Origin of the sequence: Erwinia billingiae Eb661 (assembly GCF_000196615.1) — a bacterium.
Lineage (GTDB): Bacteria > Pseudomonadota > Gammaproteobacteria > Enterobacterales > Enterobacteriaceae > Erwinia > Erwinia billingiae.
Window position 1 is genome coordinate 4790186 of record NC_014306.1, and the last position, 12817, is coordinate 4803002.

Sequence of the window (12817 nt, forward strand, 5' to 3'; positions counted from 1 at the left end):
GCCCCGGCTTTAGCGGCCCGTGCGGTGACGGTATCAGTCGTTGATCTTCGCGGTAAAAACCTTCACCTTAGCCTTTCACGATCTATCCGGTACGGGTTCCCGTACTCGCCGCAATGACGGAGTACCGCTATGTCTCTTACCCTTCTGACGCAGTTGGCCGACCTTCCCGCCAGTCAGTGGGATGCGTTAACGCCCGACGACCAGCCTTTTATCAGCCATGCCTTTCTGAGCACGCTGGAAGAGAGCGGCTGTCTGGGCAAAGGCAGCGGCTGGCAGCCGGAGCATCTGCTGTGGGTTGAAAATGGCGTGGTGCAGGCGGCGCTGCCGGGTTACCGCAAAACCCATTCCCGGGGTGAGTACGTGTTTGACCATGCCTGGGCCGATGCCTGCCAGCGGGCGGGCCTGCCCTACTATCCCAAGTGGCTGGCCGCCGTGCCGTTCAGTCCGGTCACCGGCGCACGCCTGCTGGGCGGGGCCGACGCGGCCAGCAAACTGCTGCAGGGCATTCCGGATTTCCTGCAACAGCGGCAGATGCACAGCGCCCACATCAATTTCGGCAATGCCTTTACCCACGATCGGCTGGCGGAGGAACCCAACTGGCTGCCACGCCTCGGCCTGCAGTATCACTGGCATAATCCGGGCTACCGCGATTTCCAGGACTTCCTCGATACGCTGATGTCGCGCAAGCGTAAGCAGATCCGTAAAGAGCGGCAGCTGGTTGCCAGCCAGGGATTCGAATTTGAGTGGCTGAGCGGCAGCCAGCTGAGCGAATCGCACTGGGACTTTGTTTACGCCTGCTATGCCAATACCTATGCGGTGCGCGGCCAGCGTCCCTACCTCACCCGCGCCTTTTTCAGCCTGCTGGCGGAAAAAATGCCGCAGGCGATCCGCGTGGTGCTGGCGACGCAAAACGGCCTGGCGGCTGCCATGGCCTTCAGCCTGATGGATGGCAATACGCTGTACGGCCGTTACTGGGGCTGCCTGGAAGAGTTTAATCGCCTGCATTTCGAAACCTGCTTCTATCAGGGAATGGATTATGCCATTGCCCACGGCTTGCAGCGCTTTGATGCCGGCGCTCAGGGTGAACACAAGCTGATCCGTGGATTTGAACCGGCGATCACCGAGTCCTGGCACTATCTGCGGCATGAAGGTCTGCGCGACGCCGTGGCCGATTTCCTGCAACAGGAGCGCGCTGGCGTGGCGCAGTGGGCAGAAGAAGCGCGGGAAGCATTACCTTACCGACGCCAGGGTGATGAGGCGTAACGCATAAATTAAATTAATATCATTAATAAAATAACTGCCAGCAATGGCGGTTATTTTCCATAAATAGCGATTTATAATTTAGCTAAACTTATGGGTCGCAATGTTACTCTGGTTACATGTTGTAGAGCCTGAAGGAAATAAAATAACGCTAAGGAAAGTCTGCAAATTCACTTAACTCAAATAAATAAATAGTCAATTCAAACAAACTCCATTACATAATTACCCGCCTAAAGTCGCAGTACGCCACGCCAATAAAATTATTTATTACTGGCCCTGATAATCTCTTTCTTCCTGCCTCAGATATAATTCTTAGCGAATCCCGTCATTAACGTTAATTACAAGAGGTTCATCATATGCCGTCTAACAGCTCCACTAACACCCCTTCAGAGAATGGAATTTACGATCAGGCGAATGGCAATACATTAACGGTACTGGGTAAAGACGGAAAAGCCATTGAATTTGGCAAAATAGTGATGGAGCTCGCCACCGTCAGCGGAGGAAATACCGCGGTCACCACGGTCGGCACAATTGACGCGTTACGTGCGCTTGAACCCACCACTCCGGGGGAACTGGCCATTGTTATGGAGTATACCGCCGGCACCAAAACCGGTGGCGGTGTGTTTATTTATGATAAGACCGACACCAGAACGGCCGAAGACTATGGCATTAATATCGTCACGCCCAAGGGAGCACGCTGGAAGCGGAATCTGACCAATTTCCGCGAAGTGAATGTGATATTTTTTGGTGCTGTCCCCGGCGGAACCATTGACAGTGCCGAAGCAGTAACACGCATGTGGAACTGGTCGCAAGCACACAGCCCCAGCATTGGCATTCAGTTCCCGGCAGGGCGATATCTGATGTCAAAATTCGATATACAGGGCAAGGAAGTGGCCCGGTTTCGTCTGGCGGGCGATCTGGTCACCTTTGGCTATTCACCTGCCACCACCCTGATTTCTGATAAAAAGAACGGCGAGGTGATGTTTAACGTTAATGCCCGCTACACAGAAATCACCAGTATTATCGTTGATGGTGAAAGTAAGGCCGCCACACCCAATACCAAAGGCTTTTATAAAAACATTATTCAGGCTGGTCAGTTTATTCGCGTCAGCAATATGATGTTTTATAATCTGGGCGGTAAAGGGTTAAGTATGCTCGATACCCTCGATTGTAAAATTGACCAGTGGTACGCCCGTGACTGTTCCGACACGGTGATTTATGCCACCTGGTCAAATAATCCGAGTGGTAAATGGGACCATATTACCGCCATCGAACTCTCCAACTTTAATATTCAACGCAGTACGCTAAAACCGGCCATAGATCTGCAACGTGCCACGCAATCCTTTATCTGGAATGGCTGGATTGAACATAGCGAATATCCCGGCAACCTTTCTAACGGTGACTGGTCTTTCATCGGGTTCAACCTTGAAACCTGCACCCATCCTTTTGAATGTCATTACACCCGCTTTATTAATACCCAATTCAATCTGCAGGCCGGTTCCAGCATGGATACCTCGGAAACCGGCGATACCTGGTCGTCTATTTCAGCGTATGAAAAAGGCAACGTGCATACCGAAAGTCACGGTATTGAGATCAACGGTTCGCTCAGCTACGACTATCTCTCCTCGCCCAATAAGATGGATAACCGCAAGGATGCCGAAACCTGGTTTTACCTGGGTGAACTGGCCCCGTCGCAGAACACCGTGCAAACCCGAATTCGCCTGTTAGCCAGCTGCGGTTACAGCAGCCAGGGCGAAACGCAAACCGGCTATTCTGAACGCTCGCCGGAAGGCAGTGCGGATATCTTTATTCTGAAAACCGGCGACAACTCTTTTACCAGCAGCTGGGTCGGTCAGGGTTCCTCTCCGGCTACCCGCGTGTTGACCCAGCCCGGTTCCTCGAACGGCAAGATTAAAATTTACGTCAAGCTCGGCAAATATACCGGCTATACCACCGCCATCATTGAAACCAATGATTTTAGCCGGTTCAGTAAGGGCATCCGTTTTATGTTCGAAAAGTCCTACACCGCGGTGACCGATGCCACGATGCTGGCCACCTTAAATGGGGCGGCCGACAACTGCTTCCATCAGCACTGGCACGGCAAAGCCGCCGTGGGGATTGGCTTTAATAATGACAATGCCCTGCTGCTGAAAAGTGCCAATGTGGCGACGGCAGACGTGGGGACCGATGTGAAGTATCTGAAGGTGATGGTGGATGGCACAGCCTATGCGCTGGAGCTGAAAAAACTGAAGCCCGCCAGCTAGGCCGGAGGTATGCGGCCCTGTGAATACAGGGCCGTTTACGCTTAATCCTCGCCGACAAAGCCGCCGGTTTGATGGGCCCAGAGTCGCGCATACAGTCCGCCGTGCGCCAGCAGTTCCTGATGCGTACCCATTTCGGCAATTCGCCCTTTCTCCAGCACCACCAGCCGGTCCATTTTGGCAATGGTCGACAGGCGGTGCGCGATGGCAATCACCGTTTTTCCACCCATCAACGTTTCCAGGCTCTCCTGAATCGCCGCTTCCACTTCCGAATCCAGCGCGGAGGTGGCCTCATCCATGATCAGAACCGGCGCGTCTTTCAGCAACACGCGGGCGATGGCAATACGCTGTCGCTGGCCGCCAGACAGCTTCACGCCGCGTTCACCGACGTGCGCATCCAGCCCGTAACGGCCCTGCGGATCGGACAGCATTGGGATGAATTCATCCGCTTTCGCCTGGTGAATGGCCTTTTCCAGCTCGGCTTCGGTGGCATTCGGGCGACCGTACAGCAGGTTGTCGCGGATGGATCGGTGCAGCAGCGAGGTATCCTGAGTGATCATGCCGATTTGCGCCCGCAGACTTTCCTGGCTGACCTGGGCGATATCCTGACCATCAATCACAATGCGGCCACCGTCCAGATCGTACAGGCGCAGCAGCAGGTTCACCAGCGTCGATTTACCGGCGCCGGAAGGCCCAATCAGCCCGATTTTTTCGCCCGGGCGAATGGTCAGCTGCAGGTTATCGATCACCCGACGACTCCCGCCGTAATTGAAGTTCACCTCGTCATAGCGAATTTCGCCGCGATGGACCTTCAGCGTCGGGGCTTTCGGTTTATCCATCACGCTGAGCGGCTGGGCGATGGTTTGCAGGCCGTCCTGCACCATGCCGATATTCTCGAAAATGCCGTTAACCACCCACATGATCCAGCCGGACATATTCACAATGCGGATCACCAGACCAGTGGCCAGCGCAATCGCCCCGACGCTAATCAACGACTGGGTCCACAGCCACAGCGCCAGACCGGTGGTGCCGACGATCAACAGGCCGTTCAGCGTGGTGACCACCACATCCATATTGGTCACCATCCGGCCCTGCTCGCGGGTTTTAGCGGTCTGATCGCCGATCGCCTCGCGGGCATACTGCCGTTCAAGGTCGCTGTGGGCGAACAGTTTTAGCGTGGTGATATTGGTATAGCCATCCACGATGGTGCCCATTAATTTGGAACGCGCGTCGGAAGAGGCCACCGAACGGGATTTCACCCGCGGCACAAAGTAGGCAAGGCAGACAACATAGCCGACAATCCACAGCAGCAACGGCACCATCAGTCGCCAGTCGGCTTCGGCAAACAGCACCAGTGCGGTGATGGCGTAAATCAGCACGTGCCACAAGGCATCAACCGCCTGCACCGCGGAGTCCCGCAGCGCGTTGCCGGTCTGCATAATGCGCTGCGCGATACGTCCGGCGAAGTCATTCTGGAAGAAATTCAGGCTCTGGCGCAGCACGTAGTTATGATTCTGCCAGCGGATCATACTGGTCATGCCGGGGTTAATGGTCTGGTGCACCAGCAGGTCGTGCAGGCCAATAAAGATCGGCCTCAGCACCAGCGCCACCACCAGCATCCAGATCAGTGCCGACGCGTGATCGCTGAAGAAGGTGGCCGGCGGCGTGCTGTTGACCATATCGATAATGGTGCTGAGATAGCGGAACAGCGCCACCTCAATCAGCGAGCCAATCAGGCCGACCACCAGCAGCATTGCGAAGCTTTGCCAGACCTGGCGAAGGTAGTAAACGTAGAAGGCCCAGACGCTATTGGGTGGCGTTGCGCCGGGTGCATCCTGGAAGATGTCGATCAGTTTCTCAAAGCGGCGATACAACATTAAAGGCTCACTTTTACGGCTAAAAGAACTGATTTTAGTGCAATTTCATCCCCTTCTGCGTCACTACGTGCGTTTTTATGCCTGCGGCTCGACCACAACCAACCGCGAACCGTACTTCGCGCGCTGTTTTAGCGTTGGGGAATTTTCGGTGACTATCTGGCTGATATCGCTCAACGGACAGACGTGTGCCAGCGCGCGATAGCCGATTTTGGAGCTGTCGACCAGTACCACCGTTTGCTCGGCAGACTTGATCATCGCCTGCTTGACCGGGATTTCGACGGTGTTGATATTGGTGATGCCGCTGTCGAAATGCACCCCTTCCGATCCCAGAAACGCCCAGTCAACGTGGATGCTGTTGATCTTGTCGACGGTTTCCTGCCCGACCAGGGTATAAACCTGATCCAGCATCAGCCCGCCGGCCACGTGCACGGTGATGCCCGGAAAATTGCCCAGCGCCATCGCGGTAAAAATGTCGTTGGTGACCACCGTCAGATTCTTTTTATCCTTCAATGCCAGCGCCAGCGCATACACCGTTGAACCGTTATCCAGAATCAACGACTGGCCATCTTTCACCAGGCTGGCGGCGTACTGCGCAATCGCGGTTTTGGCCGCGGCGTTCATCGTCAGTCGCTCAGTAAACGGCGTATCATTATTGCTTTCGGCTTCAACCGGCAACAGGCCGCCGTGGGTGCGCATCACCTTGCCGGTTTTCGCCAGCAAGGAGAGATCGCGGCGGATCGTTGAACTGTCCACGCCGAAGATCTCCGAAAGCTCTGCGGCATTCAGATAGCCCCGTTCAGCAATCATTTCTACTATTTGCGCTCTGCGCTGTGCCGCTGTCATCCCTCACTCCCTTGGTGTGTAATTGCACGTTATCATGCATATACTGACTCACAACGTGCAATTTGTCACCTTTAGAGGGCTTTATTCGCGGTAAAAACAATCATGCTGCACGAATTTTCGCCTTGACTGCACGAATTCGTGCATATATGTTTAAACACATCAGGAATGTTTACCTTTAAGAGAATAAGACCCATGACGGCATTGTGTTTCAGTGACTACGAAAAAGAGTTAGCGCAGCAGGTCAGCGCCCTTGGCGACCAGCTCGACTATGCCCTGCCGGGCACACTGAATTCACTGGATCTCAACCAGTACGATCGCATTGTGCTGGCCGGAATGGGATCGTCTGATTATGCGTTGATCCCGATCGAACGGGCGCTGATCGCCCAAGGCTTACCGGTGTGGCGGATTGATGCAGGTCGCTTACTTGATATGCCAAAAATGGTCACACCAGGGACCTTATTATGGATAACGTCACAATCCGGGATGAGTGGCGAAGTGGTGGCGGTGCTGGATGCCGTCGCCACGCCGAAAACGCTGATTGGCGTCACCAACGATATCACCAGCCTGCTGGCAAAAAAGGCGGATATCCTGGTTGAACTGAAAAGTGGTGATGAAGCCACCGTCAGTGCCAAAAGCTATCTGAACACCTTAGTCGCCAGCTACCGGACGCTGTACGCCCTGACCGGTCAGGACGAGAAGCCGCTGTTGGCAGAGGTCCGCGCCGTGCTGCCGCAGGTGGCGGGGATCATCGAACAACGCGATCCGGTACAGCAGCTGACCGACCGTTTATTCCGCCATGCTAAACCGCGCGTGGCGCTGGTGGGTATGGGAGCCGATGCTGCCACCGCCTTAACCGGGGCATTGATTATCAAAGAAGCATCAAAAGTGAGTGCAGAAGGCTTTATCGGTGGCGAGTTCCGACATGGCCCGATGGAAACCTCGGGTGAAGGCATGCTGGCCGTGCTGTTTGGCGATGGCAGCGATGTCACGCTGCAAACGCTGGCCACGGATTTGCTGAGCAACGGCACCGAAGTGGTCACCGTTGGGCCGGTGGCCTACGCCCGCAGTCCGCGCTGGGACACGCCAGGAAACTCGCCATTAACCCGTTTACTCTGCGCTATGCTCTGGGTTCAGCATCTTACCGTTACGCTTGCCCGCGGCAATGGTATGGTGCCAGGTGAATTCCTCTACGGCAAAAAAATAACGGACAAAATATGACAACTCACACACTTCCTCTCCGCGCAGGTATCGATATGGGTGGCACCGGGACACGCATTGTGTTGCTGGACGGTGAACGGGAAGTGGTATCAGAAACGGTGGCGACGGCCTGGTTTACTACCCTGCCGCAAACGCTGCGGGCCAAGGCGCTGGTCGACAAGATTTGCCGCCTGTTGCCGAACGGCTCTTCGCTGGCAAGTTTAGGCATCGGCGCCAGTGGCCCGGTCAATAACGCCACTGAAATTATTGAGAATAACGACACACTGGCCTGCTTTTCCTGTTACCCGCTGGTGGCGCAATTACGCGAAATGCTGGCGATACCGGTGGCCATTGATAACGATGCGGTGGTGGCCGCGCTGGGCGAATACCATTTAGGCGCAGGCCGCGGCAGCAAGCGCATGCTGATGGTGACATTAGGCACCGGCATTGGCGTCGCGCTGCTGGATAACGGCGAACCGTTGCGCAGTTTTGACGGCAAGCATCCGGAAGCCGGGCATATTCCGGTCTCTTCCGAACCGGTGATGTGTTATTGCGGTTTGCAGGGCTGTTGGGAGATGCTCGCTTCGCGCGGTGCCTTGCAGCAGGCGCTGGAAAACGAGCTGCCGGATTTGGTCTGGAATGGCAGCACCCCAGCGGTATTAACCGAAATGAAAGCCGCCAGGCCGAAAGTCGCCGACATTCTGTATAAATATGGTCATACCGTTGGGCGCGGATTAAATACGCTGCTGACGCTGTATGGCCCGGATATTACCGTATTAAGCGGTAGCGCGGCGGCCCTGCTTCCGCTTTATCAATCAGGTCTCGACTCTGCATTGGTCCGCGCAGACGGATATGCGGTAAATAACCATATTACGCATTCTGCCCTTGGCGATGCGGCCGGGGCGTTGGGCGCAGCAATATTGCCGACGCTCAGGGCCACTCGTTAACAGTCCTTAAATTAAATCACCTATTCATCTCTCGATGCGCGGCGGGCGCGTCAGGAACGGCGAGTCAGCCAGCACCATGGGAATCCCGCCAACTGTAAGAAATAAAATAAGAAAGTGCTCGTAATTATCGCCTGGCCCCTTTAGTTTACAAGGGCGCCAGGCGTTTTACCGTTGTTAAAAAAGATTGACCAATCGCTTTTCATTTACTGTAACTGGAGAGTTTGTATGACGCGTCGATTCACCCCCCGTTTGACCGGTTATGTCCTCACCCTGCTGGCACTCAGCGCCTCCGGGATGGCCTCTGCAAAAACCCAAATTAATGCCTTATTTATGTCTCAGGCCGCCTACAGCGAAAGCGATGTGCGTGCCATGACCACTGATTTTGAAAAAGCCCATCCCGACGTCAGCGTTAATCTTGAATTTGTCCCTTATGAAGCGCTGCACGATAAAATCGTCGCCGCACGCGGTGCGGGCAGCAATGGTTATGACGTGGTGTTATTTGACGATATGTGGCCCGCTGAATTCAGCAAATTCAATATGCTGAAAGATATCACCAGTAAAATTACCCCGGATGAAAAGGCGAAAGTCTTTGATGGCGCCTGGAGTACCGTCAGTTGGAATAACAAACAGTGGGGAATGCCGTGGATCCTCGATACCAAATACCTTTATTACAATAAATCGATGCTGGCGAAAGCCGGAATTAAAGAGCCGCCAAAAACCTGGGCACAGGTGATGGAGCAGTCGCAGATCCTGAAAGAGAAAGGCATCGTGAAATATCCGCTGGTGTGGAGCTGGTCGCAGGCCGAAGCGCTGGTCTGTGATTACACCACGCTGGTTTCCGCTTTCGGTGGTCAATTCTATAAAGATGGCAAGCTGACCTTCAGCGATGCCGGATCGGTTAAAGCCGTCGATTATATGAAAACCTCGCTGGATAAAGGAGTCACTAACCCGAACTCCCGCGAATATCTGGAAGAGGATGTGCGTAAGGTGTTCTCTAACGGCGATGCGGCGTTTGCCCTGAACTGGACCTATATGTACAACATGGCCAACGATCCGAAGCAGAGCAAAGTGGCCGGTGACGTTGGGATTGTGCCTGCACCTTCCGAAAAACCGGGTGCGGTGGCGGCGATGAATGGCTCGATGGGCCTGGGCGTGACCCAGACCAGCAGCCACCCGGATCAGTCCTGGGATTACATTCGCTACCTGACGTCTCAGCCGGTGCAGGATAAATATGCCCGTCTGAGCCTGCCAATCTGGAAATCCTCTTATGACGATCCGGCGGTGCAGAAAGGCCAGGAGCCGTTAATTGCTGCCGCCAAACCGGCGCTGGACGTGATGCTGATGCGCCCAATTACCGCCGATTATTCCCGTCTCTCCAACACCCTGCAGCAACAGCTGCAGCAGGTATTGCAGGGGCAGGTCACGCCGGAAGCGGGTATGGCAGCCGTGACGAAAAGCGCTCAGCGTCTGCATTAAGGAGTCGCGATGCTCAGTTTGTCACAACGTGAGCAGCGTCAGGCATGGGTGCTTCTGGCACCCATGCTGATCGTGATGGGGCTGTTGACCGCCTGGCCCCTGCTGCGAACCATCTGGCTCAGCTTTACCGATGCCGCGCTAATCGGCACCGGTGGCGAAATCAATTACGTGGGTATCGAGAACTATCTCTATGCCCTCACCGATCCCGATTTCCTTGCCTCTATCCTGCGTACGCTCTATTTCACCGTGGTGTCGGTGGCGCTGGAAGGGATTATTGGCGTGCTGGTCGCCTTGCTGCTCAATCAAAAGTTTTATGGCCGAAGCGTGCTGCGCGTGCTGGTGATTTTGCCGTGGGCGCTGCCGACCATCGTTAACGCCATGATGTGGCGACTGAATTTCAATCCTGACTACGGCAGCATTAACGCCCTGCTGACCCAACTGGGCATTATTGACGGCTACCGCAGCTGGCTGGGTTCACCGGATTCCGCGCTGAATGCGGTGATGCTGGCGGACGTCTGGAAAAACTACCCGCTGGTCACCCTGATGACGCTGGCCGCAATGCAGTCGATTCCGGAGGATCTGTTTGAAGCCGCCCGGCTGGATGGCGCGTCCGCCTTTCGCCGCTTCCGCGCCATTACCTTCCCGGCCATTGTCGGGCCGCTCAGCGTGGCGCTAATCCTGCGCACCATCGATGCCTTTAAAATCTTCGACATCATCTATGTGATGACGCGCGGTGGGCCGGTCGACAGCACCAAAACCCTCAGCTTCTTCGTCTATCAGGAGTCGTTCAGCTATCTCCGTGCCGGCAGCGGTGCGGCCTACGCCATTCTGATGACGCTGATGTGCAGCATCCTGATTGCCCTTTATATGGCGATGCTCTATCGCCAACGCCGCAGGAGCGTAGTCAATGAAGCGTAAACTCCGGCTGGTTCTGCGTTATCTGGCCGCGCTGCTGGTTGCGGTCAGCATCCTTGGCCCGATGCTGTGGCTGTTCCTGATGAGCGTCAGCTCGAATAACGATCTGGCGCGCATTCCGCTGGAGTGGTTACCGCGCAAATGGGATTTCAGTCGCTACGCGGCGTTGGTGTCACTTGAGCCCGGTCAGCCGGGGGCGTTATTCCTGCATGCGCTGGGTAACAGTATTCTGGTGGCCACCAGCGCCACGCTAATTTCGCTGCTGTTGGCGATCCCGGCGGCATTCAGCTTTTCCCGCTATCCGGGCCGTGACGGCTGGTTGTTTGGCAGCCTGGCAATTTATATGGTGCCGCCGGTGGCCTTCGTACTGCCGCTCTATTTCGTGCTGCAACAGCTCAATCTGCTGAACACCCACCTTGGCCTGGTGCTGGTTTACTGCTCGCTGATCCTGCCGTTTCTCACCTGGATGCTGAAAAACCAGTTTGATGCCCTGCCAAGGGACATCGAACAGGCGGCGCGTCTGGATGGGCTGCGCTTCTGGCAGGTACTGCTGCGCATCACGCTGCCGCTGGCGAAACCGGTGCTGGGCGCGTCGGCGCTTTTTGGCTGGCTGCTGGCCTGGGATGAATTCTTTTATGCCTTGCTGTTTACCAGCAATATCAGTGCCCAGACGCTGCCCGTGACCATTGCGGGCTTTACCGCAGGCCGCGCCACCGATGACGGGCTGATTGCCGCCGTCGGCATTCTGGCCTCGGTTCCGCCGTTGTTTATTGCCATCTGGCTGCAAAAAAGCCTGGTTAACGGGTTGGCCAGTGGCGGCAGTAAAGGCTAGCCGTCGCCCTTTTATGGAGAGAACGCTGAATTATGGCTCGTGTTGAACTGGTGAAAGTGGCCAAGCGCTACGGTAAACAAACGGTGCTCAGCCCGCTGGATTTAACCATTCCGGACGGCAGCTTTACCGTGCTGGTCGGCCCGTCAGGCTGTGGCAAATCCACGCTGCTCAGGCTGCTGGCCGGGCTGGATACGCTGTCAGAAGGGGCGATCCTGCTGGATGCCAAACAGATCAACGATCTGGATCCGGCAGATCGCGATATTGCGATGGTTTTTCAAAGCTACGCGCTCTATCCCCATCTGACGGTGGCGGAAAACCTCGGCTTCCATATGAAGGTCAAGCGGGTCAAACGCGAAGAGCAGGAGAGCAAAATCGCCCGCGTGGCGGAGATCCTCGGCATCAGCAAACTGCTAAACCGCTTTCCCCGTGCGCTGTCTGGCGGCCAGCGCCAGCGCGTGGCAATGGGTCGGGCGATGGTGCGCAACCCGCAGGTTTTCCTGTTTGATGAGCCGCTGTCCAACCTCGATGCCCAGCTGCGTATGGAGTTGCGGGCGGAAATCAAAGCGCTGCATCAGCGATTCAAAACCACCATGGTGTATGTCACGCACGACCAGGTTGAGGCTATGACGCTGGCTGACCAGATAGTGGTGATGCGGGATGGCGTTATCGTCCAGCAGGGCAAACCGCTGGAGATATATGACTTTCCGGTGAACACCTTTGTGGCCCGCTTTATTGGCTCGCCGCCGATGAACCTGCTTGAGGGCCAGCTGGACATCCAGCAAGGTCAACCGGGCGTGCTGTGCAATGGCTTGAGGTTTACCCTGCCTGCGCGCTGGCATGACGCCGCCCGCCGTCAGGGAAACAAACCGGTGCTGGTGGGTGTGCGCGCGCAGGATTTCATCCTCGATCCCACGTCGGCGCAGCCAACCGCCACCGTCAAACTGATCGAAGTGACCGGCGAATCAAGCCTGCTGCACATTGACTGGCAGGGCTTTTCCTTACATGTGCAGTTCGCGGGTCGGGTAGATGCCCAGCCAGAACAGGCCATTGCGCTGGCCATTAACAGTGAAAAAATGCACCTGTTCGATGCGCAGAGCGGCAACCGACTCAGTTAAACCGATAATGAGCGTTCACTGGATTGTTTCCAAACTGGAAAGAGTTTTTACGATTTTTCCGGGATAATAATCCCGCTAAAACCGGTGTAGCCTT

The 12817-nt window shown here is 55.5% G+C and carries 10 protein-coding genes; 8 read left to right on the plus strand and 2 right to left on the minus strand.

The genetic code is table 11. The features are described from left to right. Positions 1 to 129: 129 nt before the first annotated feature. Together EBC_RS23280 and EBC_RS23285 are read left to right on the plus strand one after the other, a co-directional pair. A complete protein-coding gene (locus tag EBC_RS23280) occupies positions 130 to 1263 on the plus strand; it encodes a GNAT family N-acetyltransferase (RefSeq protein ID WP_013204327.1) in 1134 nt (377 codons plus the stop codon). 353 nt (positions 1264 to 1616) lie between these two features. Beyond that, complete coding sequence (locus tag EBC_RS23285; RefSeq protein WP_013204328.1) at positions 1617 to 3524, plus strand: exopolysaccharide biosynthesis protein; 1908 nt, start codon at positions 1617 to 1619, stop codon at positions 3522 to 3524. A 41-nt stretch (positions 3525 to 3565) separates the two neighbouring features. On the opposite strand, the gene EBC_RS23290 is transcribed toward EBC_RS23285, so the two are convergent. Both EBC_RS23290 and EBC_RS23295 read right to left on the minus strand, forming a co-directional pair. Further along, a complete protein-coding gene (locus EBC_RS23290; RefSeq protein ID WP_013204329.1) occupies positions 3566 to 5398 on the minus strand; it encodes an ABC transporter ATP-binding protein in 1833 nt (610 codons plus the stop codon). 75 nt (positions 5399 to 5473) lie between these two features. Further along, positions 5474 to 6241 carry a DeoR/GlpR family DNA-binding transcription regulator gene (locus EBC_RS23295; protein ID WP_013204330.1) on the minus strand — a complete coding sequence of 256 codons (768 nt, stop codon included), beginning with the start codon at positions 6239 to 6241 and terminating at the stop codon, positions 5474 to 5476. Positions 6242 to 6433: 192 nt separating this feature from the next. Between EBC_RS23295 and EBC_RS23300 the strand changes: the two genes are divergently transcribed. The 6 genes from EBC_RS23300 to EBC_RS23325 all read left to right on the plus strand — a co-directional run bounded on the left by EBC_RS23300 (position 6434) and on the right by EBC_RS23325 (position 12723). Beyond that, a complete protein-coding gene (locus tag EBC_RS23300) occupies positions 6434 to 7459 on the plus strand; it encodes an SIS domain-containing protein (protein WP_041692153.1) in 1026 nt (341 codons plus the stop codon). Continuing rightward, positions 7456 to 8385, plus strand: coding sequence for an ROK family protein (locus tag EBC_RS23305; protein WP_013204332.1), 930 nt, complete (start codon positions 7456 to 7458; stop codon positions 8383 to 8385). Before EBC_RS23300 ends, EBC_RS23305 begins: the two co-directional genes overlap by 4 nt. A 225-nt stretch (positions 8386 to 8610) precedes the next feature. Further along, positions 8611 to 9861, plus strand: coding sequence for an extracellular solute-binding protein (locus EBC_RS23310; RefSeq protein ID WP_013204333.1), 1251 nt, complete (start codon positions 8611 to 8613; stop codon positions 9859 to 9861). Positions 9862 to 9870: 9 nt separating this feature from the next. Then, the gene (locus EBC_RS23315; RefSeq protein ID WP_013204334.1) at positions 9871 to 10779 is read left to right on the plus strand and encodes a carbohydrate ABC transporter permease; all 909 of its coding nucleotides are present in this window, start codon (positions 9871 to 9873) and stop codon (positions 10777 to 10779) included. Further along, entirely contained in the window at positions 10769 to 11608 is an 840-nt protein-coding gene (locus tag EBC_RS23320) for a carbohydrate ABC transporter permease (RefSeq protein WP_013204335.1), read from the plus strand. The genes EBC_RS23315 and EBC_RS23320 overlap by 11 nt, the downstream gene beginning before the upstream one ends. 32 nt (positions 11609 to 11640) lie before the next feature. Next, positions 11641 to 12723: an ABC transporter ATP-binding protein gene (locus EBC_RS23325; protein WP_013204336.1), complete on the plus strand. Its 1083-nt coding sequence runs from the start codon at positions 11641 to 11643 to the stop codon at positions 12721 to 12723. Positions 12724 to 12817: the final 94 nt, after the last annotated feature.